At 38.1% G+C, this 25290-nt stretch carries 25 protein-coding genes, 8 tRNA genes and 1 rRNA gene; 4 read left to right on the top strand and 30 right to left on the bottom strand.

The window, feature by feature from the left end; all coding sequences use genetic code 11:
• The 21 genes from C9J35_RS17150 to acpS form a co-directional block, all read right to left on the bottom strand.
• Positions 1-75, bottom strand: a 16S ribosomal RNA gene (locus tag C9J35_RS17150); the annotation flags it as partial.
• A 219-nt stretch (positions 76-294) separates the two neighbouring features.
• A tRNA-Gly gene (locus C9J35_RS17145) sits at positions 295-368 on the bottom strand.
• Between the two features lie 24 nt (positions 369-392).
• Positions 393-469: transfer RNA gene (locus C9J35_RS17140), tRNA-Arg, on the bottom strand.
• A 19-nt stretch (positions 470-488) separates the two neighbouring features.
• A tRNA-Leu gene (locus tag C9J35_RS17135) sits at positions 489-574 on the bottom strand.
• Between the two features lie 67 nt (positions 575-641).
• A tRNA-Lys gene (locus C9J35_RS17130) sits at positions 642-714 on the bottom strand.
• Between the two features lie 16 nt (positions 715-730).
• A tRNA-Gln gene (locus C9J35_RS17125) sits at positions 731-805 on the bottom strand.
• Between the two features lie 5 nt (positions 806-810).
• Positions 811-886, bottom strand: a tRNA-Asp gene (locus C9J35_RS17120).
• A gap of 26 nt (positions 887-912) precedes the next feature.
• Positions 913-984, bottom strand: a tRNA-Glu gene (locus C9J35_RS17115).
• Position 985: 1 nt separating this feature from the next.
• Positions 986-1062, bottom strand: a tRNA-Asn gene (locus tag C9J35_RS17110).
• A 93-nt stretch (positions 1063-1155) separates the two neighbouring features.
• The gene (locus C9J35_RS17105) at positions 1156-1617 is read right to left on the bottom strand and encodes a SprT family protein (protein ID WP_107925481.1); all 462 of its coding nucleotides are present in this window, start codon (positions 1615-1617) and stop codon (positions 1156-1158) included.
• Positions 1618-1680: 63 nt separating this feature from the next.
• On the bottom strand, positions 1681-3855 hold the full coding sequence (locus C9J35_RS17100) for a Tex family protein (protein WP_107925479.1): 2175 nt from the start codon (positions 3853-3855) through the stop codon (positions 1681-1683).
• A 162-nt stretch (positions 3856-4017) separates the two neighbouring features.
• Positions 4018-4803, bottom strand: a complete 786-nt coding sequence (gene sigB / locus C9J35_RS17095; protein ID WP_107925477.1) for an RNA polymerase sigma factor SigB — start codon at positions 4801-4803, stop codon at positions 4018-4020.
• Complete coding sequence (gene rsbW / locus C9J35_RS17090) at positions 4781-5251, bottom strand: anti-sigma B factor RsbW (RefSeq protein WP_107925474.1); 471 nt, start codon at positions 5249-5251, stop codon at positions 4781-4783. Before rsbW ends, sigB begins: the two co-directional genes overlap by 23 nt.
• Complete coding sequence (locus C9J35_RS17085; RefSeq protein ID WP_054768251.1) at positions 5251-5583, bottom strand: STAS domain-containing protein; 333 nt, start codon at positions 5581-5583, stop codon at positions 5251-5253. Before C9J35_RS17085 ends, rsbW begins: the two co-directional genes overlap by 1 nt.
• Positions 5584-5654: 71 nt before the next feature.
• A complete protein-coding gene (locus tag C9J35_RS17080; RefSeq protein WP_107925472.1) occupies positions 5655-6653 on the bottom strand; it encodes a PP2C family protein-serine/threonine phosphatase in 999 nt (332 codons plus the stop codon).
• Positions 6654-6665: 12 nt separating this feature from the next.
• Positions 6666-7067 (bottom strand): anti-sigma regulatory factor, encoded by a 402-nt coding sequence (locus tag C9J35_RS17075; protein ID WP_054768250.1) that lies wholly within the window; start codon positions 7065-7067, stop codon positions 6666-6668.
• Positions 7068-7354: 287 nt separating this feature from the next.
• Positions 7355-7705, bottom strand: a complete 351-nt coding sequence (locus C9J35_RS17070) for a type II toxin-antitoxin system PemK/MazF family toxin (protein ID WP_008177055.1) — start codon at positions 7703-7705, stop codon at positions 7355-7357.
• A 4-nt stretch (positions 7706-7709) separates the two neighbouring features.
• Positions 7710-7973 (bottom strand): hypothetical protein, encoded by a 264-nt coding sequence (locus tag C9J35_RS17065; protein WP_054768249.1) that lies wholly within the window; start codon positions 7971-7973, stop codon positions 7710-7712.
• A 149-nt stretch (positions 7974-8122) separates the two neighbouring features.
• Positions 8123-9244 (bottom strand): alanine racemase, encoded by a 1122-nt coding sequence (gene alr / locus C9J35_RS17060; RefSeq protein WP_054768248.1) that lies wholly within the window; start codon positions 9242-9244, stop codon positions 8123-8125.
• Positions 9245-9459: 215 nt separating this feature from the next.
• Positions 9460-10506, bottom strand: a complete 1047-nt coding sequence (locus C9J35_RS17055; protein ID WP_107925470.1) for a LolA family protein — start codon at positions 10504-10506, stop codon at positions 9460-9462.
• A gap of 273 nt (positions 10507-10779) precedes the next feature.
• Positions 10780-11133 carry a holo-ACP synthase gene (gene acpS / locus C9J35_RS17050; RefSeq protein WP_054768247.1) on the bottom strand — a complete coding sequence of 118 codons (354 nt, stop codon included), beginning with the start codon at positions 11131-11133 and terminating at the stop codon, positions 10780-10782.
• A 64-nt stretch (positions 11134-11197) separates the two neighbouring features.
• Here acpS and C9J35_RS17045 point away from each other — a divergent pair, with 64 nt between their 5' ends.
• Positions 11198-11818, top strand: coding sequence for a rhomboid family intramembrane serine protease (locus C9J35_RS17045; RefSeq protein WP_054768246.1), 621 nt, complete (start codon positions 11198-11200; stop codon positions 11816-11818).
• 109 nt (positions 11819-11927) lie between these two features.
• Here C9J35_RS17045 and C9J35_RS17040 read toward each other — a convergent pair whose 3' ends face one another.
• The 8 genes from C9J35_RS17040 to C9J35_RS17005 all read right to left on the bottom strand — a co-directional run bounded on the left by C9J35_RS17040 (position 11928) and on the right by C9J35_RS17005 (position 20966).
• Positions 11928-12503, bottom strand: a complete 576-nt coding sequence (locus C9J35_RS17040; protein WP_107925468.1) for a GNAT family N-acetyltransferase — start codon at positions 12501-12503, stop codon at positions 11928-11930.
• Between the two features lie 113 nt (positions 12504-12616).
• Positions 12617-14095 (bottom strand): PH domain-containing protein, encoded by a 1479-nt coding sequence (locus C9J35_RS17035; RefSeq protein ID WP_107925466.1) that lies wholly within the window; start codon positions 14093-14095, stop codon positions 12617-12619.
• Complete coding sequence (locus tag C9J35_RS17030; RefSeq protein WP_107925464.1) at positions 14088-14567, bottom strand: PH domain-containing protein; 480 nt, start codon at positions 14565-14567, stop codon at positions 14088-14090. The genes C9J35_RS17035 and C9J35_RS17030 overlap by 8 nt, the downstream gene beginning before the upstream one ends.
• 114 nt (positions 14568-14681) lie before the next feature.
• Positions 14682-16241 (bottom strand): degradosome RNA helicase CshA, encoded by a 1560-nt coding sequence (cshA, locus tag C9J35_RS17025; RefSeq protein ID WP_107925462.1) that lies wholly within the window; start codon positions 16239-16241, stop codon positions 14682-14684.
• A gap of 351 nt (positions 16242-16592) precedes the next feature.
• Positions 16593-17285, bottom strand: coding sequence for an alpha/beta hydrolase (locus tag C9J35_RS17020; protein WP_010860321.1), 693 nt, complete (start codon positions 17283-17285; stop codon positions 16593-16595).
• A 325-nt stretch (positions 17286-17610) separates the two neighbouring features.
• Positions 17611-18978, bottom strand: a complete 1368-nt coding sequence (locus C9J35_RS17015; protein ID WP_107925460.1) for a UDP-N-acetylmuramoyl-tripeptide--D-alanyl-D-alanine ligase — start codon at positions 18976-18978, stop codon at positions 17611-17613.
• Positions 18979-18989: 11 nt separating this feature from the next.
• Complete coding sequence (locus C9J35_RS17010; protein ID WP_107925458.1) at positions 18990-20069, bottom strand: D-alanine--D-alanine ligase; 1080 nt, start codon at positions 20067-20069, stop codon at positions 18990-18992.
• Positions 20070-20213: 144 nt separating this feature from the next.
• Entirely contained in the window at positions 20214-20966 is a 753-nt protein-coding gene (locus tag C9J35_RS17005) for a hypothetical protein (RefSeq protein ID WP_107925456.1), read from the bottom strand.
• 172 nt (positions 20967-21138) lie between these two features.
• Between C9J35_RS17005 and C9J35_RS17000 the strand changes: the two genes are divergently transcribed.
• Positions 21139-22326, top strand: a complete 1188-nt coding sequence (locus C9J35_RS17000) for an FtsW/RodA/SpoVE family cell cycle protein (RefSeq protein WP_107925454.1) — start codon at positions 21139-21141, stop codon at positions 22324-22326.
• An 82-nt stretch (positions 22327-22408) separates the two neighbouring features.
• Here C9J35_RS17000 and C9J35_RS23730 read toward each other — a convergent pair whose 3' ends face one another.
• The gene (locus tag C9J35_RS23730; RefSeq protein WP_167395997.1) at positions 22409-22546 is read right to left on the bottom strand and encodes an Lmo0850 family protein; all 138 of its coding nucleotides are present in this window, start codon (positions 22544-22546) and stop codon (positions 22409-22411) included.
• 525 nt (positions 22547-23071) lie between these two features.
• Between C9J35_RS23730 and C9J35_RS16990 the strand changes: the two genes are divergently transcribed.
• Together C9J35_RS16990 and C9J35_RS16985 are read left to right on the top strand one after the other, a co-directional pair.
• Positions 23072-24232, top strand: coding sequence for an MFS transporter (locus tag C9J35_RS16990; protein ID WP_107925450.1), 1161 nt, complete (start codon positions 23072-23074; stop codon positions 24230-24232).
• Between the two features lie 129 nt (positions 24233-24361).
• Complete coding sequence (locus C9J35_RS16985; RefSeq protein WP_167395996.1) at positions 24362-25153, top strand: YwqG family protein; 792 nt, start codon at positions 24362-24364, stop codon at positions 25151-25153.
• Positions 25154-25290 lie beyond the last annotated feature (137 nt).

Genomic DNA, 25290 nt, shown 5'->3' with positions numbered 1-25290 from the left:
CATCATTCGCTCGACTTGCATGTATTAGGCACGCCGCCAGCGTTCGTCCTGAGCCAGGATCAAACTCTCCATAAAAGAAATTTGATTAGCTCAAATTGTTTTGCTGGCATCAATTTTGATGTCCAAATTTCGTTTTATTCACTAACCGAAGTTAGTTACTAAAAACGTTATTGATTACGTTTTGCATGTTCAGTTTTCAAGGTTCATGTCATTCGTATCGCCATCTCCAAGAGACAACTTCTATATCATAACTCTTGTGAAATCAAATGTCAATATGTTTTTTAAAAGTATTTTTGGAGCGGGTGATGAGAATCGAACTCACGACATCAGCTTGGAAGGCTGAGGTTTTACCATTAAACTACACCCGCGTTATATAAGTGATTCTTTTTTTATGGCGCGCCCGGCAGGAGTCGAACCCACAACCTTCTGATCCGTAGTCAGACGCTCTATCCAATTGAGCTACGGGCGCATATATTAGTTAAATGACTTGGTGCGGCCGAGAGGACTTGAACCTCCACGGGGTTGCCCCCACTAGGCCCTCAACCTAGCGCGTCTGCCATTCCGCCACGACCGCATTCAATTAGTAACTTTCTTATTATACTGCGATATTTTGAAATGTCAAGTCTTTTCCTTAGAAATGATGAGCCATGAAGGACTCGAACCTTCGACCCTCTGATTAAAAGTCAGATGCTCTACCAACTGAGCTAATGGCTCAAATATAAGAAATAAATGGCTGGGGTACTAGGATTCGAACCTAGGCATGACGGAATCAAAATCCGTTGCCTTACCGCTTGGCTATACCCCAATAAATGGCGGTCCCGACCGGGATCGAACCGGCGATCTCCTGCGTGACAGGCAGGCATGTTAACCGCTACACCACGGGACCAATGTTATAACTATTTTTTTGAAAAATGACCCCTACGGGATTCGAACCCGTGTTACCGCCGTGAAAGGGCGGTGTCTTAACCGCTTGACCAAGGGGCCATGGCTCCGAAGGCAGGACTCGAACCTGCGACAACCTGATTAACAGTCAGGTGCTACTACCAACTGAGCTACTTCGGAATAATTTATTGTTAAGTCGTCATTGTTATCTTGTCGACTTTTACTATTATAGGGATATCTTAAGAAAACGTCAACCTTTTTCTTAAAGTTTTTTTATTGCATTAATTTTAAAGGTCCTGAGCACTTGCCACAGCAGTACTTCTTCACATTTAATCTAATCTTTCTAAGATATAGCTGCTGGCATTTTACACATCTATAAGTATAAAGAGGTCGCTCTTTCTTCCCCGTAGATTTAGACGTTTGCAAAGTAGAACAAAAGCGAGGTGCATTCACTTTTTTTAATAAATCTCGGAAATCTTTGTCACGATGCTGATAGCCTTTCCCTTCTAAATGCAAATGATAGTGGCATAGTTCATGACGAACTATTCCTTCTACTTCCCTCACTCCATATATTTCAAACGCCTTAGGGTTTATTTCAATATGGTGTGATTGTAATAGATAGCGGCCACCTGTGGAACGTAACCTCGCGTTGAAGTAAGCTTGATGCAGAAATGGTTTATGAAAGTTTTCTAATGAAATTCGATTAACAAGTTGTTGCAGTTCCTCGTTGGTCATAACATTCACCTCTAACAACAAGAATACCACACTGCGTAGTATAGACAGTGTGGCTAAAAATTATTACTTTTCAATCATTTGATCTCTTGGTGGTAGCATTGTTAATGAAATGCGCCCTTTATTTATTTCTATTTGCTCTACCCATACCGTAACAATATCACCTAATGCTACGACTTCTAATGGATGCTTAATACGTTTCTTCTGCAACTTAGAAATATGAACAAGACCATCCTGTTTTACACCAATATCAACAAACGCGCCAAAATCAACTACGTTTCTAACTGTCCCTTGTAACTCCATACCTACTTTTAAATCTTCCATTTTCAATACATCTGTTTTGAGTAATGGCTGAGGAAAGGCATCACGTGGATCACGACTTGGCTTCATTAAAGTATCCATTATATCTTGAATTGTAACAACACCAATTCCTAGATCTTCACTTAGAACTTGCACATCTAGGGTTGCAATCGCTTCTTCTGCTTTCTGAGAGCCTATTTCTTTTTTAGTTATATGTGCCGCTTCTAAAATTTGCTCTGCTAAACTGTAGCTTTCTGGATGGATACCAGTCCCGTCAAAAGGGTTTTTCGCTTCTGGTACACGTAAGAAACCTATTGCTTGCTCGTATGTTTTTGCGCCGAGTCGTGGAATTTTTTTCAACTGTGTTCGTGTAGTAAATTGTCCATTCTCTTCACGCACTTTAACAATATTCTCTGCAACTGTTTTCGACAGACCAGAGACATATTGAAGTAGCGATGCCGAAGCTGTATTAACATCTACTCCAACCTGATTTACTGCAGTTTCTACTATAAAAGTTAACGACTCTGTTAGTTTCTTTTGCGAAACATCATGTTGGTACTGACCAACACCGACTGCTTTCGGTTCAATTTTCACTAATTCCGATAAAGGATCTTGCAGACGACGCGCAATCGATACAGCACTTCGTTGCTCTACTTGTAAATCAGGAAACTCAGCCCGTGCTACATCAGATGCAGAATAAACTGAAGCACCGGCTTCATTGACAATGACATATGCCACATCATTATTAACTTCATTCAATACATCTGCAATGAATTGCTCCGTTTCACGAGAAGCTGTACCGTTACCAATAGCAATAATACTAATTGGGTATTTTGCTAAAATCGACTTCACGACTGATGTTGATTTTGCTACATCTGGTTTCGGTGGATGAGGGTAAATGGCCGTCACTTCAAGCATTTTACCTGTTTCATCCACAACAGCTAATTTACAGCCTGTTCGGTAAGCAGGGTCTACCCCTAAAACATACTTACCCTTCATCGGTGGTTGTAATAATAGATTACGAAGATTTTCAGAGAATATATGAATGGCTTGAGTTTCCGCCTTTTCTGTTAACTCGTTTCGTAATTCACGTTCAATAGATGGTTGGATTAGTCGCTTATAAGAGTCTTCAATGGCTAATTTCACTTCAGAAATTGCAGGTGAAGAGCCTGTCGCTGGAATCCACTCCTTCCACATAATCATGAGCACTCGATCTATCGGAACATGAATCGCAACTTTTAAAATCTCTTCTTTCTCCCCACGGTTCACAGCTAGTATACGATGTGGGACTATACGGTTGACAGGCTCTTCATACTCATAATACATTTCGAAAACATTTTTCTCGTCTGCTTCCGCATTCTTCACGCTTGTTGCCAGTACGCCCTCTTTCCAAGAAAACATACGGATTTTTTCTCGGATACCCGCGTCATCAGCAAAGCGCTCTGCCAGAATATCGCGTGCACCTGTTAATGCTTCTTCAGCTGTTGGCACATTTTCTTCATCTACAAAGTCTTTTGCTAATAGCATTACATCTTCATTTCGAAACTCTAATAAAAGATTTGCTAACGGCTCTAGACCTTTTTCCTTAGCAATTGTCGCTTTCGTACGTCGCTTTTGCTTATAAGGACGATATAGATCTTCTACACGTTGTAAAACAGTCGAAGTTTGAATTGCCTTTTCTAATTCAGGTGTAAGCTTGTCCTGCTCCTGAATTAAACGCATAACTTCTTCTTTGCGTTGCTCAAGCTGCTGTATGTAGTGATAGCGATCCTCTACAGATTTAATTTGTACCTCATCAAGTGAACCAGTAGCTTCTTTTCGATAACGCGCGATGAACGGAACGGTATTTCCTTCATCCAATAATTTAATTACCGCCTCTGCTTGGCCTGGTTTAACAGCTACATCTTTTGCAATGAGCTGTAACATTTGCTTGTGTTCCACATCATCACTACCTTTTTCTTTTCATTTTACCATTACATACTAATATAAATGCAAAAAATAGCCTACTTCTAAGTAGAGTAGACAGCTTCTTTTAAATAATATAAGGCGCTTATTATTATAGGATAGAGGAACCCCATAGTAATAAACGCCTCTTTCTGATTTTTAGAGCGACACACTACCACTAGACAGGATGACCTCCTGCAATTTTTTAATGGCTTTCCGCTGTATCCTTGATACATGCATTTGAGAAATCCCCAATCGTTCTCCAGCTTCTTTTTGACTTAGTTGGTCTAAATAGGTAAGCTGTATAATTTGTTTTTCTCGTTCATTTAAAATTTCCATTGCATCGGATACAATCATTCTTCTATTGGTCATTTCATAACCAACATCTTCTTTACCCATAATATCGAATAACGTTACAGTACTTCCATCAGAATCAGATTCGATGGAATGGTCCATAGAAAGTGCCTGGTAACTGCGACTCATCTCCATCGCCTCTAAAACTTCCTCTTCTTGCACTTCTAATCGATCTGCGATTTCTTTAATAGAAGGTGATCTTTGTAATTCAATTGTCAGCGCTTCTACAGTTGATTTAATGCGGGGTCCTAATTCTTTAATTCGTCTTGGCACGTGAACATCCCATGTTTTATCACGTAAAAAGCGCTTAATTTCCCCTACAATGGTCGGAACAGCAAATGCCTCAAAGCTTCGGCCAAAATCTGGATCAAAACGTCTAATAGCACCTAATAAACCAAGCATCCCTACTTGGACGATATCATCATAATAAGATTTACCATGTGAATATTTACGAGCAATAGACTCTACCAAATACCGGTAATGAATGACTAAATTTGTTTGTGCTTCATCATCCTCAGTTGCTTGGTACAGTGCAATCCACCTTAATACATCTTCCTTTGACGAAGATTTATGTAGTGATTCTTTCGACATTTTTTTCCACCTGCTCTCTAGCGACATACTTTGTCATGAAAACAGTTACGCCACCATCGTTATTAATCATCACCTCATCCATCAAAGTTTCCATTAAGTAAAGTCCTAAACCGCCTTCTCGTAGTCCCGCAATACTTTCCCCAGGAAGATAGGGTCCAATTTTCGACTTTACTTCCTCAAAATTGAAACTATTGCCGTAATCTGCAATCATTATTTCTATCTTATTTTCATATAAGGCACATCCAATTACGATTTCGCCTTCTTCAACTTCTTTATAAGCATGGTGAACAACATTCGTAACTGCTTCACTTGCTGCGATTTTTAAATCCTCAATATCATCATAATTAAATCCTATACGACTAGCTAATCCAGAAACAGTTAAACGAATCACACTGACAAATTGCGGCTTTGCAGGAACCCTTATTTCAATATAATCAAATTCCTTCATCAGCTAAATTCCACCTTTTTATCAGTTTCAATATCCATTAATTCACTTAATCCTGTTATTTCAAATAACCTTTGTAATCTATTTGATAAGCCGACTAGTTTAACTTTACCGCCCTCACGTGTGGCTCTTTTATAAAAAGCTACGAAAATGCCTAGCCCTGTACTGTCCATATAATTTACTTTTGATAAATCCAGTTCGATTTCTAATCCTTTAGTAATCTTCACAGCCTCTAGTTCTTCACGTAGGCCTGAAGCTGTAAATGTATCGATTTCACCTTCAACAAATCCACATAATTTTGCACCGTCTTCTTTAAAATGGATCAACACGTCCATACAGCCCACCTCCACCTTATTTGTTAGACTCTTCTTCTAATTCCCTTACTATAAAATCCTAAACATATTTTTTACTTTTTTTTTATAATTACCACTGAAAAGTCATCTGATAGTTTAAAATCTTGAATTCTCTCTATTTCTTTATGAAGAAGATTACATAGTTGTTGTGCAGATTGGTGTTTATGCTCCGCAATCAATGACGTAATCATTTCACGTGAATTTACGTCATCATGCGCTCTAAATTCTGTAACACCATCTGTCATGATTATTACTATATCTTGTTCCTTTAAGGAAATTTTATTATATGAATACTTAATTTCAGGTAATACACCAAGTAGTAAACCTTTCGCCTCTAAAGAATAAAAGGTGTTTTCGTTGGCACGATAATGCAGCGCTGGTTCATGGCCTGCAGATGCGTAGGAAAAAATGTTATTTTGAATATCCAAGCAACCGTAAAACATAGAAACGAACATACTATCGTCCACACCTTTTTCAATGACGCGATTGATGACCTCTAATACATAGGAAGGATCTTTATAAGCATATTCTAACGTTTCAAGTCCAAATTTGACCATAGACATACACAGTGCGGCAGGAACGCCTTTGCCCACAACATCAGTCACAGCCACACTGAGGTAATCCTCTTGATCTTGTAAAAAATGTACATAGTCGCCGTTCATCTTACGAATCGGAATCGAAATCATACCAATATCAACGCTCGACAATTGTGGTATGACAGTTTTAAGTAATGTTTTTTGAATATTGGTTGCGATATTCATTTCTATTTCAAATTCAGCCTGCTTTTGCAATAAACTTTGGTGTTCTCTATGTGCCATCCCATAGTGCACCATTACTTCAATGAGAAAATCATATGCAGACTGCACTTCTTTTATTCTATCTGGAAAAATCTGCGCTATTGCGTTTTTATGAATGCTTACAACATCCTCTGGTGATACATTTTTTTGGATTAATTGACGGATGAAATTTTGACCAATATATAAATTTTTTTCAGTTTTATCGATCATATAATCCGATAAAATTTTTTTATATTGCTTCTCTAATTCTTTCAAATTATCCACCTCCTAACACAGCCGTTTTTCTGTTCGGATAATCGTACCTTCTCCTACTATAGATTGTATGTCCATGCTATCCATTAACCTCTTAACACCAGGTAAGCCTGCACCTAGTCCACCAGTTGTTGAATAGCCATCTTCCATTACTTTTCGAACATCCTTAATACCTGGGCCTTTGTCTGATGCAATAATAACAATTTTCTTTTCAGCTTCTGTTTCAACTCTCTCTACTTCTATAAAACCAATATTTGCGTATAAATATATATTTCTAGCTAATTCACTAATTGCTGTGGTTATTCGAGCTTGATCAACAGTTCCAAATCCAAGTGCCTTCGCCTCATTGCGCCCTAGTTGTCTTGCTGCAACTATATCCCACTCAGTAATAATTTCAACCGAAGACTTTACTGTCACTGTTGTCCCTCCAATTCCTTACGGAGTTATATTCTATTCACCTTGCATTTTAATATTTTATGAATGTCAAAAAAATGGAGGTTATTTTCTATGTAAATCTCCATAAACCTTTCGACAATTTTTCACAAAAATCTACTTTTATTATAATGCTTGTGTCTATTTTAAATCTATTTATACCATTTTTGAATAGTAAATTAAATTTATGGTAATGTAGAATTTGAGAATAGAAATATTAAAAAAGCATCCAGATGAATAAATCATCCAGATGCTCTATACATATATGTATATCAAAATTTGACAAGTCCTAAACTTATCATTAACGCACCATCTACCTTTTCCATCACTGCATGATCAAGTTGCGTAATACGATCTGTCAGCCTAGACTTATCGATTGTACGTACTTGTTCGAGCAAAATGACCGAATCACGTTCAAAACCATACTTTTCAGCATTGATTTCAACGTGTGTCGGTAGTTTTGCCTTTTGTATCTGTGCAGTAATTGCTGCGATGATGACAGTCGGACTAAATCGATTGCCAATATCATTTTGAATAATTAACACCGGCCTAGTACCACCTTGCTCGGAACCGACTACCGGCGATAAATCTGCAAAAAAAACGTCACCACGTTTTACATTCAAAGTGTCATCCCCCGCTAACGAGACGCTCCACTGTATGTTGTGCTTCATATTCTGCATGCAAGCATTCACTTGCAATCATCAGATTAATATGAGACATTTCAACATATCCTTTCATCATAGCTTCCCGTATTTGATTTGGTTGCTCCTGCATTAAATTTTTGCGCGACAAAATATGCACAAAAGATTCACCTTCAATTACTTCCTTTGTTTGTAGAAATAATCTGTCTTGAACAGCAATTGTAGCTTCTCTAAACTTTTTCTCGTACACAGCAAGCACCTCCAACGGAACCATCACTTTTCATTACTACTCATTCTACCATTGAAAGATATTGTTGAAAAGACACGAAATGACAAAATATCTGACAATTAGAAGTATAAGTTGTGAAATCTTTGTTGGTTGTCGAAGGAATATGTGTTTTAAATATATATTCTAGGGACTCTTGCTGTTATAATGCACGGTACTTCATAATTTATAGTTTCAAGCTTTGCTGCCCATTCATTCATTGAAATAACTTCTTGCCCTTGACGACCAATGAGCGTTACTTTCTCTCCTATAGCATATGCTTTTGGGAGGGCAACCATACATTGGTCCATGCAAATTCGTCCAACTATCGGCGTTCTTTGTCCACCAATAATCACTTCTTGTCCAGCTAGTTTACGAATTACGCCATCCGCATAGCCTACTGGGATAGTACCTATCCACATATCTATAGGAGCAACAAATGTTGCACCATAGCCTACTGATTCGCCTACCTTTAAGTGCTTTACATGTACAAGCTCACTTTCAAGTGAAAAGGCTGGGTTCAAGGGAAATGGTAAAATCTCTTCAACATAAGACGATGGCGATAATCCATACATGGAAATACCATATCGTACTGCATCAAATTGTAAATGCGCATCTTTCACTAAAGACGTCGCTGTATTTGAAGCATGTACAAGTCTTGGTTTTTCAGGTAATAAGGATATAAGTTTTTCAAAACACTGCACTTGGCTATCGAAATATTGCGTATCCTCCTCATCGGCTGTTGCGAAGTGTGTGAAGATTCCGTCAAGCTCCACATTATCCGTTAGTTGAATCGTATGATATAAATCTAATAATTGTTCCTCTGTACGTACGCCGATTCTTCCCATTCCACTATCTACTTTAATATGTAGGCGTAGAGGATTTACTATATTAGTAATAAGTGTCGAAACTTGTTGTAGCCATTCTCTTGCAAATGTAGTAAGAATAATGCGTTGCTGAGCTGCGTATGGTGCAAACGACACTGGCGAAGCTCCTAATACTAGTATGTCTGGTTCTTCAAAATGTGCTCGAATATGTAATGCTTCGTCCGGTGTAGCTACGGCTAGCATTGTTGCGCCTGCTTCCAGCGCCGCTTTTGCAACGGCTACATCGCCATGTCCATATGCATTTGCCTTCACTACTGCGATAACTTGTACATTTGGTTGAAGTAGCTCTTTTAAGTTTCTCACGTTTTGTTGAATCGCTTGTAAGTCTATAATTGCTTTGGTTGGTCTAAAATGCTGCTGTGTCTCCATTAGAATACCCTCTTTATGTTTTATTAAACCATTATGTAATACCAAAATACTTTTTTATTTATTATACTTTGAAATAAAATCTAGTTGGGTTCGTATTGCTCTGGGTGTTAAAGCACCTGAATAGTGTTAATATACAACTTTTTTTATTATAAATGTACTCTTTTGCTTAACTAGCTACAGCTTTCTTCACCTAGAAAGCTGTAGCTAGTAAAAAACTACTTCATACTACTTATCGTCATCGAACTAGCAACTTCAATCATTTCTTCGCGCGTCAGCTTACTCGATGCTACAAAGAAGGCAACGCCATCTTTTTCCCAGCTAATAGATGTATCTGTGATAGCACCAATTGTAAAGCCTAAGTCAACAGGATCTCCTGGAGAAGTTACCGGCAACATAGAAGTCTCTTTCGTAGCTGGTTGTTGCATCACAGTATACGCCTTATCACCTTCAAATGTTAAGATGACACGCTCCATACCACCATCATTCATAGCTTGCTCATCAACCATTGTTGTGTTTTCAAAATTCACAACTGGGTAATGTGTTTGGAATTCTTCATACTCTACTTCTGCACCAACTGCTTCTTTATCATCTTTTTCTGCTGGCGCGGCTTGTTCGCCTTTCGTTTCATCTGATTCAGTAAATTGCTCTACTGCATATTCTTTCGCAGCATGTTGTACACCTAATTTTATATTTTTAAATGTAATACGAATTTGCTCTTCCTTCACATCATTCATAATTACTACCGATGTAGGAAGCATTGATTTTTTATCAACTGTTATGACTTGGTGAGGCATACTATTTTTATAGCTATTTCTAGTAGCCGCTTCAAATATATATGCTTTGTCCTCTTCTTTCATGACTAAATTTTTATCTTCTGCTAAATCTTCTGCAAGTGCTCCAATTAAATAGGCCTGACTATTTTTCTTTGGCCAATCACTTTGAAACTTATACATTTTGTTCAATGTTGGTGTAACGACAAAGACGCCATCTGCATTGCGCACAATCATTTGCGAAACATCTTTCCCACTTTCTACTACTTCTACTCGGTAAAAATCAGGTTTAGTATGCCAAACAGTTACATCATACTTTCTCGGTTCACCACCCGATTTAATCTCCATCGTAGCGTCTAATTCATAACCATCTGTCTCTGACCACTTGCCATTAACTTTCTTCAACACTTTTTCCTGTGAGGCTGTACCACATGCCGACAGAAGTAATATCGCACAAATTAAAACGAGCCAAGTAACTAAACGGTTGCCCACGCTTTCACCCTTTCTTCTTTCAAATCCACTACGACAATATATGAACTGTATTTGTCAGTTATGTCTTTTGAAGAGAGTAGGCTATATATTTATCTTCATCCATCATATGTTTTGTGGCAGAATCGAAGTAACCATAAGCCCTCCTACCCTACAGCTAGCAAGATGAACGCGATTGCTTTTTAACGAACGATTGTACTGTGGCTAACTAAACGAAAACACCTACTGGCAAATGTCGCAATTTTTCTGGGAGTGAATTGTGCCAATCACAATTTACTACAATAGTAATATTACTTGTGCAGCTGCATATTGCTGAGTATGTGTAATGCTGACATATCCGTCCACTCGTTCCCCTTTAAAATATAGAACCGGATTACCAGCTTCTCCTCTTAATATCTCGATATCTTGGAGCTCACATGCTTTACCTATACCCGTACCCAACGCTTTAGAAAAAGCTTCTTTGGCGGCAAATCGCCCTGCCAAAAATTCTATTTTGCGAGTTTCTGAATGTGTTGCAAATATTGTCTGTTCCCTTTGAGATAAAATACGTTCCATAAATTTATTTGAACGTGCCATCACCTTAGCAATGCGTTCGATTTCTACAATGTCGAGACCAATTCCTTTAATCATATGAACTTCTCCTTTTCTTATTTCCAAAAAGCCATGTATAATAATTGTAAATTGAGGTGGAGCAATGTTTAGTAGAACAGAAAATTTTAAGCAATATACAAAGTATTATCCTGTTGTTTCAACATTAATAGCAGTCAATCTTATCCTTTATGTATTAACTCTTTTACCTGGCATAGGTACACTTTTGTGGAACTATGGTGTGCAAGCAAATTTCCTCGTACAAAACGGTGAATGGTGGCGTGTTTTCTCAGCAATGTTTTTACATGCTGGCTTTATGCATGTACTCTTCAATATGTTTTCACTGTATTTATTTGGGCCTGAGCTTGAAAAGATTGCAGGTAAGGCACGTTTCATCACGATTTACTTAGTATCAGGTGTTATCGGTAACATGGCAACCTTTATGCTAAATGATAGTAGCTATGCGAGTCTTGGCGCAAGCGGCGCTATCTTTGGAATTTTTGGTGCTTTTGGGGCACTTGTATACTATACTCGTCGTACCATGCCTATGCTACGTAAGGTTATTTTACCGATTATCGTCATTAGTGTGATTATGACGTTTTTACAGCCCAATGTGAATGTCTATGCTCATTTAGGTGGTTTAGTAACCGGATTCATTCTCGGACTTGTCTACCTACATCCAAAAAGAATCTTAAGTTGGCGTAAGCAAAAGATGGCAGGTAAATAACGCGAAAAAAGAGAGTGAGGTCATTAATTTAACCTTCACTCTTTTGTTGTTTATCTACTTTCAGGCTTTATTGTTCTTTCCGTTTCACATTGGCTCTTTGTTGATCAAATTATAACGCAACAGTTTCTCCTTTAGTTGATTTAATTTTTTTCCACTCAGCGGCCGTTAAGCCATATACAACCTGGTCTACATGATGATCATATAACCATTCTGCATCTCTAAGACGGCCTTCTTCATGAAAGCCTAACACTTTAGGTATGGTGCGACTTCGAATATTCCCTACTGCTACACGTACCTCAATGCGATTTAACTTCAAATAGCTAAAAGCATAATCAATAAAAGCTTTCATCGAATTAGTAACCAACCCTTTGCCGACAAAATCTTTACCTAACCAATAACCTATACTCGTCCATTTATGTTGCCAATTCACTTGATGAAAGCCAATTACACCCGCAAGTTTACCTTCATAGTAAATCCCAGCTTGTATTCCATTATTATTTGCATATTGTTGCATTGCATTTCTCACAAATTGTTCAGTATCTTTTACCGTTATCACATCATCCACAAATGGCAACCACTCTCGCAACGTGTCCCTTGAACGATCAGTCAGTGCAAATAATTCATCCACATCACTTAAATCTAACAATTTCAAATATGTTTTCTCACAAATATCATATTTAAACACGATTACCACCCCTTACGTTTGATTTATTCTATTATATACATCATTTTTGTAAATTTATAGATAAAAAAGCTAATCTTCACATTTTACTGTAAGATTAGCTTTTATAGTTGTCATCAATATTCATACCAAGATAATATTGTTTCAGCATCACGTTGTTCCAAACTAGGAACATTACCTGTCATACCTGTCATACCTGACATTACTGTAGCCTTAACAGACATAACATTTTTCCTCTTTTGGAAATATGTTTGTGTACACTCCACCGATTGTATACGCTTTTTCTCCATACAAAATGTTATACGACTAAACAGACGATATTGCATGGTAAATTGTTTACCATCAATCATATAGCCTGCCGTTTTATGTTGCCATACACCAAGTAATATCGTTAATGGAATCAGGAGCAACGATAGCAAACCATACGGATATAAGAAATAACTGCCTGCACCAATTATCGGTATAAGCCAAATAAAATCAATGCGATAAAAAAATGGACGAGCTCGTTTTGGTGAACGTGTGAATTCAGGATGCCAGTTCATATCCGGAAAAAGTTCAGCTAATGTTTGTAGACAATCCGACTTTTTAATAAGTGGAAACAGTGCAATTTTCTTATCTCCACCTGTTTCACCGTTTCCTCCAGCACTTTCTACAACAACTGTTGCAAAGCCTGTTAACTGACGTAAAGGATTTTCAACAATGCGAATAGCTTGAATTCGATTTAAAGGTAAGGTAATGCGCTTCTTTTCCAGCAAACCCTTTGTAATAATAAGCTTTTCGTCTTCAATTCGAACTGTATAATCGTAATAATTTACAAGTGTAATCATGACGGATACAAACCATGCGACTATAAGAATTAGCATGACTGTCAATGCTACTAAAAACGCACCAACTTTTACAAAGTCGGAAAGCTCATGGAATACTGCTTCATACGGAATAATATCTGAAAACTGTGAGACTACTGCCACAAGCCCCGAAAGCACTACGCCAATTCCACCAGAGGTTGTTGCTAACACCAGTAAATCACGGATTGACATATGATAAATTGTCGGAACTATCACTTCTTCCACATGCGTAGAATCAAGCGACTGTCCTGCTTCAATGTGTTGATCTACTTGACTTTTCGCCCGACGCATTTCAAGTTCAATAACATCTGCTGCCACCTTGCGTATTGCTGTTAATTCTACCTCTGGCTTACCGCCCTTACTACCAGCGGTTTCAACTTGCACCTTTACTAAACCAAATAAACGATGAAAAATGCCCTCATTATAATTTAAGCTTTGAATGCGTTCAAATGGAATATATCGTTTCTTCTTTACGAACAATCCGTACTTTACACGTAGTTCACCATCCTCAAACCAATAGACAAATGTGCGCCATTTTATAAGACCACCTACAAGTGCAAGTACTGCCGCTCCACCCCATACACCAAACAATAAAATCGTTTCAAAAAAATGTTCACTGTGGAAGTTAAATGAAAAATTAAAGCCATTACTAATAATAATAATCGCAACTGGTAAAATCATACTCTTCAATGCTTTTATAGTCGTGATAATGGCCGACACTGGGTGCAAACGATAAATTTCATTAGACATCATCTTCCGCCACCCTTGCTAATTCCGAAATACGCGCACGAAGTCCATCTGCCTCATCCATGATAAGTGCAGGAATTGTATGTACAGTAGCAGCAGTAGAAATCGAAATATTACCGAGATTATATCTTTTTAATATCGGCCCTTGTGTTGTATCAACGTGTTGAACACGCACCATTGGAATCAGTGTACGTTTTACAACGAATAAGCCATGCTGCACTTCGATTTCATGTTCACGTACTTCATAACGCCAACGATCCCAACGAATCTTCGGAAATAAATAGACAGACAGAATGACACTCAGTAAAACAACAGCACCTGCAATAAAATAAATGAATGTTGGCCATTCAAAATAATATACGCCATAACATACAAATGCTGCCACAATTATGAGTACCACGGTCTGAATTACACCATATAGTCGCCATACCGTTAGCCCTTTACGAGAAATTTGATGAATTGGTTCTGCTCTCAAAGTTGTTCCTCCTCTTTTATTCAACTATGTATACGTACCTAAACACCATATTGTTTCAATTAAAAACGAAAAAAACCTTACAGTCAAATTAGACTGTAAGGTTCAAAATGAGTATTAGTCTTCATGGCGGCGAGGAGCTCTAGAACGTCCTTGGCCTTGTCCTTGACTTTGACCTTGTCCACCTTCACGGCGACCTCCGTCACGACGTCCGCCATCTCGGCGACCTCCACGATCTCCACCGCGGCGTTCTCCGCTTCGTCCGCCTTCTCGACGGCCTCCGCTGAAGTTACGACCTCCACGGCCTCCACGATCTCCACTGCGGCCTCCGCCACCGCCAGAACGTTCACGACGCATTGGTAATGGACGCTCTTCTGTAATTGTTACAGGTGTATCATCAGGCTCTTTTGTTAATGAGCGTAATGCAGCAGCAACTACATCTGTTGCATCATGGTTTTCAAGTATTTCTGCAGCAAGAGTGCGGTATTCACCTAAGTCATTGTTAGTAACAAGACCCTCAAGCTTCTCAACAGCTAAACGTTGTTGACCAACCAATGCTTCGTCAGTTGTTGGTGGACGAAGTGGCGTCATGCGTTTTTTCGTAGTATCTTCAACGATACGTAGGTAACCCATTTCACGTGGTGTTACGAAAGTGATTGCTGTACCCGATTTACCAGCACGACCAGTACGTCCAATACGGTGAACGTAAGATTCTGGATCTTGTGGAATATCGAAGTTGTAAACATGCGTTACGCCTGAAATATCAAGACCACGAGCAGCTACGTCCGTTGCAATTAAAATGTCAATTTTACCCTCTTTGAATTGGCGTAAAACTGAAATACGTTTCGCTTGGCTTAAATCACCATGAATACCTTCTGCAAGGTAACCACGTACGCTTAGCGCTTGTGATAATTCATCAACACGGCGTTTTGTACGACCAAAGATAATCGCAAGTTCCGGTTTTTGAACATCTAATAAACGAGATAACGCATCAAATTTCTCACGTTCAGTCGCTTTCACGAAGAACTGCTCGATATTTTCAACTGTCATTTCTTTTGCTTTAATTTTAACTACTTCTGGGTTGTTCATGAAAGTTTCAGCAATTTTACGAATAGCTGGTGGCATAGTAGCTGAGAACAATAATGTTTGACGGCTAGATGGCACGCTTTCTAAAATTGTGTTAATGTCATCGATGAAGCCCATGTTCAGCATTTCATCCGCTTCGTCTAGTACAAGTGTTTGAACTTCTTCTAATTTAAGCGTACGACGATTAATATGGTCTAAAATACGCCCTGGTGTACCAACAATAATTTGTGGCTTATTTTTCAGTGCACGGATTTGACGACCAATTTCTTGACCACCGTAAACTGATAATAATTTAACACGTTTGTCGTAACCTAATTTATATAGTTCTTCTGAAACTTGAATCGCTAGCTCACGAGTCGGAGCGATGATTAAAGCTTGGATTGCAGGGTTTTTAGGATCGATTTTCTCAATAAGTGGAATACCGAATGCTGCTGTTTTACCAGTACCAGTTTGCGCTTGACCTAAAACGTCGCGGCCTTCCATTGCAAACTTGATAGTACCTTCTTGTATTGGTGTTGCTTCTTCAAATCCCATTCGCTTTAGTGAACGTAATGAAGATTCGCTAATATTTAATTCTGAAAAATTTGTCAAACTTCTCAATCTCCTTTTTCCTTTATAAGTTGACAAATGGTTACATTTTCAGATGAAGTTGTCGGCAAATTCGAGCCTGTGGTGTGGAACGTTTCCGTTACTTAAAAATTCTCTCTACGTGGATGTATCGTGTAGAGCTCTCTTATATGAAAAGGAAAGCCCGGTCTTTACCGAGCGGTTCAATTCTGTCGTAATTATTCACTTAGAATAAAACCGTTATGTTCAAAAAAAAGCACTCTTCAACCAAATCATGAAGAGTCTTCGCACAAAATGTATCCATTGCTTACACTAGTCTATCACGTGAATCAGTCGTATGCAACGATAACGCATGAGTCGTAATAATCTGACTACTTATTGACCCTTTAAAAATTCAAGAACCCTTAAAAACCAAGCAGAGCAATCCTCGCCATAACAAATATGATGCTTGCCATTATCAGAAAAATACAAATGTTTGTCTTTCGAGGCAAGTTGATCATACAAAAATTGTGCCGTATGATATGGTACAATACCGTCTAATTTTCCCTGTATTATAAATACTGGATTTTTTATATTTTTATAATACGGCGCTACCGCTTGAACGAGTTTCATAAATTCAATTGTTGCTGATAAGGGCACGTTGTTAAATTTACTGCGATAACGTAAAAACAGTTCATTATTAGAAAGATTGCGATGGTAAGCCTCTGTCGCCAGCATTTTAAAATCCTTAACAAGCTGCTTTGGACTCACGTACCTCGCGGCCGCACTAAGTAACACAAGCTTTTTCACTTTATAACGTTTCGCCAAGTATAAAGCGATAATACCACCCATCGAAAAGCCAACTATTATTACTTCATCCACCTTTTTCGCAAGTGCACGAAAAGCTAGTTCAGTATCCATTAGCCAATGTTTTGCTGTAAAACCTCGCATATGCAATTCTTCACCATGTCCAGATAAGGTCGGCGTCTCAATCAACCAATCTGTCTGCGCCCGTAAATAAGCTGTAAATGGTTCTACTTCGTAAGGTCCACCTGAAAATCCATGTATACATAGCACCCCTACTGTCATTACCTCACCCCTAGAAAAGAAACTAGTTTGACAACTAGCACTTATTGATTAATCCCACACTAATTAAATACTAGGAAATCTACTTCAAAAGATGGGAATTCGAGATGATTCAAAAGTGGCCCATCATCATTATGTACCTAAATAGAATTAATATACTCCATTCACAACACCCTTTGAAGCCATCTATGTAATGATAATATATGAATATGTAACTAAATCCTCCAGTCTTTAACTCCGTTAATGTAGTGCTGAAGCAAAAATAACAATTTTAAGCTCAGTTATCTTTAACATAAAAATCGATGGGGTTCGCCCCCATCGATAAATTTTAATGCGTAAATGCTTTTAAAATATTTTCTAACTTCATTCCTCGTGAGCCTTTTAATAAAACGATGGATTGCTCATTAGCCAGCTGTAACTTTTCAATAATCGGTGCATAATCATCTTCTACGTATAGTAAATGCTCCTTGTCAAAACGCTCTTTTAACACCTCATACAAACAAGCCATGCGCGGTCCATATAAGCAGACGTATGCAATTTCTTCTACATCAATATCTAGTGATAAGTCTTTGTGGAAACTTTGTTCATTTACGCCTAACTCAAGCATATCACCTAGCACAAGCCATTTTTCTGGTCGAATCGTCGTTGTGGCTACAAACTGAATAGCAGCCTTTACGGAAGTTGGTGCCGCATTGTAAGCATCATTAATGAACAATGCACCATTTGTACCGTACACTTGTTGCATGCGCATATCAGTTAAGGCCACTTGTTTTAACGATTCCCGTATTTGGTCATTATTTAAACCTAGCTTTTGTGCAATTAGCATAGCAACTAATGTATTTTTCACCTGATGCTTGCCGAGTACAGAAATAAAGAAATCCCCTTCGATTACACCGTGTGTCGTGAAACTACTTCCGTTAGCAGTCGCTTCTATATTTTCGGCAAATAATAAATCTCCAGGCTCTAAACCAAATGCCTGTGCATTTAAATTTTCTTCTTGGTCAACCAATTCCTGCAATAACGGCTCATCACCATCATAGAAAAGTACTCCGCCGTCTTGCATACCTTGAATAATTTCAAACTTCGCCTTGGCAATCCCTGCACGTGAGCCTAGATCTTGCATATGCGCCTCACCAATATTCGTAATAACTGTTATATGCGGGCGGGTTAGCTTTGTTAAAAATTCTATCTCACCAAATCCACTCATGCCCATTTCAAGCACAGCGACGTCAGTATCTTCATCAAGTTGTAATAGCGTAATTGGTAAGCCTAACTGATTATTAAAGTTCCCAATGGTTTTTTGCACCTTGAAAAATGGAGCCAATGTTCCTGCTAGAATATCCTTCGTTGATGTTTTACCATTCGACCCAGTAATCCCTATAAACTTAGCTTTATGTTCACTGCGATAAGCGCGCGCCATATGCTGTAATGCCTTTTCTGGATCATCGACAAACAGTAACGGAACGCCTGCTGGCGGATTCGGTTCGTCCTTTTGCCACAGCGAAGCTCCAGCTCCTTTTTCAAAAGCCTGCAAAACAAATTTATGGCCATTTGCTTGCTCACCACGAAATGGCACAAATAAGTCTCCTTGTTGAATTGTTCTTGTATCAATAGAGATCCCTGATACTAGCGTGTCACCGAAAGCTGGCACTTCCTCATTTAACCATGCTGCTAATTGCTTTAATGTCTTTTTCACAATAATCCCACTCAGTCTTTTTTATAGTGAAGCTCTTGTTTTTCCTCGTATCGCTCAATCGCTAGCTCAATTAATCGATTAATTAGCTCTGGATAACTTACATTTGTATGTTGCCATAGAAGTGGATACATACTGACAGGTGTAAATCCAGGCATTGTATTTACTTCATTGATATAAATCTCGTTATTAGCTGTAACAAAGAAATCTGCACGTACTAAACCGCTTCCATCTAGGATTTTAAAGGCACGTTTCGCATAATCCGTTAAGTTTGCTACCACATCTGTAGACAATTCTGCAGGAATAATAAGCGCCGTTGAACCATCTTTATATTTGGAATCATAATCATAAAACTCTGTTACTGGCTTAATCTCACCTGGTACGGAAACTTCTGGAAAATCATTGCCCAATACACCAAGCTCTATTTCACGTGCTACAATACCTTGCTCCACTACGATTTTTCGATCATATTGTAATGCAACTTCAATTGCCTTAGTAAGTTCTTCGCGGTTTGATGCCTTGCTAATGCCAACACTTGAGCCTAAGTTGGCTGGTTTCACGAACATCGGCCACGTTAATTTTTGTTCACAGTGCGCTAAAATAGCTTGCTGTTCATTTGCCCACTCACTGCGGATGAAATACGTATATGGCACTTGTGGTAAGCCAGCAATTTCAAATAATTGCTTCATGATTACTTTATCCATACCTGCCGATGATGCTAACACACCATTTCCTACATACGGAAGATTTAAAACTTCCAGTAACCCCTGTACAGTACCATCCTCACCATTTGTACCATGTAGCAGTGGGAAAATCACATCGAACTGTACAGCTTTACCATTGTCGTCGATTAAGAAATTTGTAATATTGTTTTCTAAAATAATGGCATCATCACCAAATTGTAATTCTTCAATTGTACTTGCAGGTTTTACTAGGCGCTTACCTTGTCGCCACTCCCCATCAAGTGTAATGAAAATCGGATATACTTCATACTCCTCGAAATTTAAAGCCCCAGTGACTGCGCATGCCGTCGACAATGACACTTCATGCTCTGCAGACTTTCCGCCGTATAATAAACCGATTCTTTTTTTCATTTTTGTGCCCTCCACATACTTCTTGAGTACTATTAGTTTATCACGAAACGGCTTGACAAATTACATAAAAATCTCACCGTAATTTTGACGGTGAGATTTAAGTATCCTATTCAATCCACGCTTAAAAGGTGAATGTGAGTTCGCTTAAATAATATGAATCAGTTCATCGTGTTCGTTTTTCAAAATCGCATTTAAATCATCCCATACTTCGTCAGGGAAAGAATAATCTGATAGGTTGCGAATTTCAATGCCATATGCTGCTTTTGGTTTTTCAATCCGATAAAGTGACAATAACGCTCCGTCTTTAGCGAAAGAACGATATGCTCTTAAAAATTCTGGTGTGAGTGAAGGCGTACTGGATTTCACTTTTCGACGCCAAAAACCCGTGCTACGTTCTTTTTCACGTATTAAACTATTAAAAATATTGGCAACCAGCAAATCTGAATCACTTAAATGGCGAAAATAAACTTTTGTCATCTTTTCCACATCGGAAGAATAATAGACAAACCGGTTTTGCAATTTATTAAAAAATGGAGAAGTAATTGGTTCTTTTTTATGACTTAGGTAAAGTAGTTCCCCTTGCTCCATAGGCGTCAACTGATTTAATTTTTTTTCATCCATAAAGTCTACCCAACACAATTCTTTTGACTCAGTCGCTTTTTTCACAAAATGAGGAACTTCCTCATCTGGTACATAGTCAAATTGTGTATGCATATTAAATGATCCATCTTCATAGGAATGTTTCAATAATAGTAAGTGATGCAGTGGATCTAATGAAGCTACAAATTGTGAGAGCTTAAGGCCACTAAAAATGACGAATTTATCGACATCATTCATATGAACATATATATGGTACATAAAATCTTCAGCTGACTTCAATTTTTTAGCCACACCCATCACCCCATTCTTCATATCATTATAAAACTAAACCGAATTTTTTTGAAACATTTTATGCTAATTGTCGTCACAACAATATACGTAGGCGGAAAAACGTTTTTTGCGTTATAATGTTAATGTTCTACACGCGTTAGCGCACATATTTTTAAATATTTTATTTTAGGTGGCTTTTATGGAAAATAAACGAAATTTCGCGAATCGTTTCGACTGGACACTCGCTTTTATACTTATCACTTTCCTTGTCATTAGTTTATTAGCTATTGCATCGGCGCAAACTTCAGGACAATATGGCATTAACTATGTACCTAAGCAACTTCAATGGTACGTGATTGGTGCAGTTATTATTGGTATTGTCATGTTTTTCGAACCAGATCAATATAAAAAAATGGCTTGGTATATGTATGGAGCCGGTATCGCTCTCTTAGTACTACTTATCTTTATGCCTGAAGGAGAAGGACAAATTGGTGCACCTGTTAACGGTGCTAAAAGCTGGTTTCATACACCTATGGGGAATATTCAGCCCTCTGAGTTTATGAAAACATTTTACATTTTAGCACTTGCACGATTAATTAGTAAGCACCACGAAGTCTATTCTTTAAAATCATTAAAAACTGATTTCATTTTACTCGCTAAAATCGGTGTCGCTTTGATTATACCATTAGGCATTATTATGAAGCAGCCCGACCTTGGTTCAGCACTCGTATTCTTTGCTATCACCGCTGCACTTGTTATAGTTGCAGGTATCACTTGGAAAATAATTTTGCCGACTTTCGTTGGGGGTGCTGCAATTGGTGGTATTCTCCTATGGATGGCACTTTATATGCAAGATTTCTTAGAGAAAACTTTCGGCTTTAAGACTTATCAGTTCGCCCGTATTTATTCATGGCTCGATCCTTATTCATATTCATCAAGTGATGGCTACCATTTAATTACTTCTTTGAATGCCATTGGTTCAGGTGAAATTTTCGGTAAGGGTTTCCGTGGCCGTGAAGTTTACGTGGCCGAAAACCATACCGATTTCATCTTCACTGTTATCGGTGAGGAATGGGGCTTTATTGGTGCAAGTATCGTTATTTGTATTTTCTTCTTGTTAATCTATCATTTAACGAAAACAACACTTTTACTGAAAGATCCGTTCTCAACTTATGTATGTGCTGGCATTATTGCCATGATTACGTTCCACGTCTTTGAAAATATCGGTATGACCATACAGCTACTACCGATTACGGGCATCCCTTTGCCATTCATTAGTTATGGCGGGAGTTCATTGATGGGGAATGCACTTGCTATAGGACTTGTCTTTAGCATGCGTTTCCATTATCGTACTTATATGTTTACAACGCATGATGAGGACGATTAAATAGTAAAATTTACGAATGCCAAAGATATAGGAAATGGGTAGTCTCAATTTTAGGAGACTACCCATTTTCATTTTAAACGAGTTAAGCTTGAACTTGCGGTGTTTGCGTTGGCGGTGTGAGTACTTTTAAAAGCTCAAGTCGAGACTTGGTAACAGTAGCTTTCACACCCAACTTCGATAAATTCGAAACAATCTTTTTCAAATCTACTTCCTTCGTCATACGTTCCACCTCAATCTTTCCTCGAATTTTATAACGTTTAAATTACAAAAAAGTTTCAATTTAATATGTGTAAGATGTCTGACAAGTATATCTGTTTCTATCATACCATTTAACTTGACTTTATAGTTTTTCAATTTTGTTACAATGTAAATTTTATTTACCCACCAACTAATGCCATCCACATACCCCTCATTGGTATGTAAATATTATACTGTAGAATTACTCGGAGGTGCTATATGACAAATGATTCAAATCAAAATGCTCGGCAAAGTGTCGATTGCTCGCTCCCCGGTTATCTATAGCTAAATTATTTACATATCACGTCACTTCTATTCGCTTTCAAAAAATTCTTCTTCCATCAAACAATCATTTTCATTGTAATGTGTGACCAATGTAACCGTTAGCCAAAGACATAGTCCCAGTATTTATTAAAGTTGAACAGTCTAATGATTCCTTGTAATAGCAAGAACAAGAGAGGTAGAATATACATACTGAAATATCGTAAGAAAGCAGGGTACTGTATTTATGAAAAAGGCTATTCTATTGTTAATGTCTGTTCAATTTCTCGTTTACCTAGGTTTCGGAATTATTATTCCTGTGTTACCAGAGGTTATTGTCCAGCAGGGCTGGGATGATATACACGTGGGTGGTTTACTAACTGTGTATTCACTCGCAAGTTTTTTTACTGCACCACTTTGGGGAATGCTATCTGATAAGGTAGGGCGCAAGCAACTTATTTTAATGGGTCTAATAGGCTTTAGTTTAAGCTTCGTTATTTTCTCGTTATTTATAGATAATTTAACCATTCTCTACGTATCACGTGTTGTAGGTGGTTTATTTTCAGGCGCACTATACACAGCCGTAACAGGCTTTATCGGTGATATGTCTAGCGAGGAAGATCGTAATAAATACATGGGTCTAATGGGCATGTCCATCGGTCTTGGTTTTATCTTCGGTCCAGCTATTGGTGGTGTGCTTGGCCATTATAGCTTGCAATTACCTTTTATCGCTTCTGCAGCTTTAATCGCACTATTATTTATTTATGCAAGTATCGTCTTAAAAGAACCTGAAAAACGAAAAGATTCAAGAAAACGTGCAATTGTGCCAAAAGGTGCTGGCAAAATGCTGCAATATCGAGTGCGATATTTATTTATGTTCTCTTTTTTAGTGACATTTATGCTAGCGGGCGTTGAAGCGACTTTCCAACTATTCCAAATTGACCGCATTAACATCACCCCATTACAGATTGGTTATCTGTTTATGTTTAGCGGTTTTGTGGATGCAGCTATTCAAGGCGGTGTCGTTCGACGAATTAAAAATGGTACTGAAACATCTTGGTTAATTGGCGCTCAAGTTATTACTGCGCTTGGTATGCTGTTATTTACTTTAACGGCTAATTTAGTGGTGGCTGGGCTAGCACTTTGTGTCTTTACAGCCGGGAACGCTCTTGCTAGAACATGTGTCGTCTCTCTTTCGTCCAAAGAATCCGGTGGTCAATATGGCACTGCGGCCGGTCTTTCCTATTCTATGGATAATTTAGGCCGTATTCTCGGCCCGCTATTCTTTACATGGTTGTTCACTGTAGAATCGAATCTTGGTTATTACATTTCAGCAGGCATAGCTATTGTATCGATTACCTTAATTTTTATTTATAAATCATCAAATAAATCTTTACGGCTTGAATAATTTAGCCGTTAAAAGGCGTAACCTATAATAATTCACAACTTTATATATTAGATCAAATACGTAATAAGGTATATGGAGCATATGTAAAGAACATTGAATGCTTTTATGTGTAAAATCGGAGGGCTTTACATGAACAAAACAACGAATCTTTTACTTCCTAAAGAACTTGAAACGTTTCGTTCTGAAATTGAAGAAACACTTCTTTCAGCGGTGATTATCTCACCATTCAAACGTTCTACTTCGTTAACGGAAAGTAAATTTGCTGGCGAACCTTACTTACCTTATTATCAAACCTACCCTAAGGATATAACTGGTGAACCGATGCGCTTATTAGCTCAAATTAATTTTGCAGAAATGCCAACACTTCAGGATTTTCCATCACAGGGCATTCTTCAATTTTTTATATCATCTAATATATTTACCAATGCGGCGCATTACCATGAGGATATTTTCCAGCAGTTTTATAAAATACGATTTTACCCAACAGTAAATACTGACATAGCTGCTCCTATACACGAGACAACTGTGAACGCATCAAATGATTGGTTTCCTATTAACCAAGAGCTAGCACTACAATTCAGATCTGAGCAAGAACCTGTTTCTGCATTAGATTATCGTGCAACCCACTATTTACCGAACCTGAAACCACATCATGATGATGTTAATTTGCATGAAATATACTTACAGCATTTTTTAGGGGCTGGTGCAAAAATTGGTGGCTACGCATATTTTCTAGAGGAAGATATTCGTCATGAATCACAATTGCTTCAGCGCTATGACGTTTTGTTGCTACAAATCGATTCAAATGATGAATTTGGTATTATGTGGGACGATAGTGGTGTTGGGAAATTTTTTATTAACCGCGAAAGACTTCTTCAAGAAGATTTTTCAGATATATTATTTCAATGGGAACATTATTAATGTTAGGCCTGGATTACCTCAATCTAAATTTTGAGGTAATCCTTTTACATGATTACAAACTATTAATGTATCTTCTTTCATTCCACCTGTGAAGTAAGCTATACTAAATATATCGGAAATATAGTAAAGGCAGGTGC

The organism is Lysinibacillus parviboronicapiens (genome assembly GCF_003049575.1).
Classification (GTDB): domain Bacteria; phylum Bacillota; class Bacilli; order Bacillales_A; family Planococcaceae; genus Lysinibacillus; species Lysinibacillus parviboronicapiens.
This window is presented reverse-complemented; position numbering and strand designations above follow the sequence as displayed.

Coding starts and splice junctions, on each gene's coding strand:
- C9J35_RS17105 (WP_107925481.1), bottom strand. CDS start 1,617: ATGACCAACGAGGAACTGCAACAACTTGTTAATCGAATTTCATTAGAA.
- sigB (WP_107925477.1), bottom strand. CDS start 4,803: ATGTCGAAAGAATCACTACATAAATCTTCGTCAAAGGAAGATGTATTA.
- rsbW (WP_107925474.1), bottom strand. CDS start 5,251: ATGAAGGAATTTGATTATATTGAAATAAGGGTTCCTGCAAAGCCGCAA.
- C9J35_RS17085 (WP_054768251.1), bottom strand. CDS start 5,583: ATGGACGTGTTGATCCATTTTAAAGAAGACGGTGCAAAATTATGTGGA.
- alr (WP_054768248.1), bottom strand. CDS start 9,244: ATGGAGACACAGCAGCATTTTAGACCAACCAAAGCAATTATAGACTTA.
- acpS (WP_054768247.1), bottom strand. CDS start 11,133: ATGATTAAAGGAATTGGTCTCGACATTGTAGAAATCGAACGCATTGCT.
- C9J35_RS17045 (WP_054768246.1), top strand. CDS start 11,198: ATGTTTAGTAGAACAGAAAATTTTAAGCAATATACAAAGTATTATCCT.
- C9J35_RS17035 (WP_107925466.1), bottom strand. CDS start 14,095: ATGTCTAATGAAATTTATCGTTTGCACCCAGTGTCGGCCATTATCACG.
- C9J35_RS17020 (WP_010860321.1), bottom strand. CDS start 17,285: ATGACAGTAGGGGTGCTATGTATACATGGATTTTCAGGTGGACCTTAC.
- C9J35_RS17010 (WP_107925458.1), bottom strand. CDS start 20,069: ATGAAAAAAAGAATCGGTTTATTATACGGCGGAAAGTCTGCAGAGCAT.
- C9J35_RS17005 (WP_107925456.1), bottom strand. CDS start 20,966: ATGGGTGTGGCTAAAAAATTGAAGTCAGCTGAAGATTTTATGTACCAT.
- C9J35_RS17000 (WP_107925454.1), top strand. CDS start 21,139: ATGGAAAATAAACGAAATTTCGCGAATCGTTTCGACTGGACACTCGCT.
- C9J35_RS23730 (WP_167395997.1), bottom strand. CDS start 22,546: ATGACGAAGGAAGTAGATTTGAAAAAGATTGTTTCGAATTTATCGAAG.
- C9J35_RS16990 (WP_107925450.1), top strand. CDS start 23,072: ATGAAAAAGGCTATTCTATTGTTAATGTCTGTTCAATTTCTCGTTTAC.
- C9J35_RS16985 (WP_167395996.1), top strand. CDS start 24,362: ATGAACAAAACAACGAATCTTTTACTTCCTAAAGAACTTGAAACGTTT.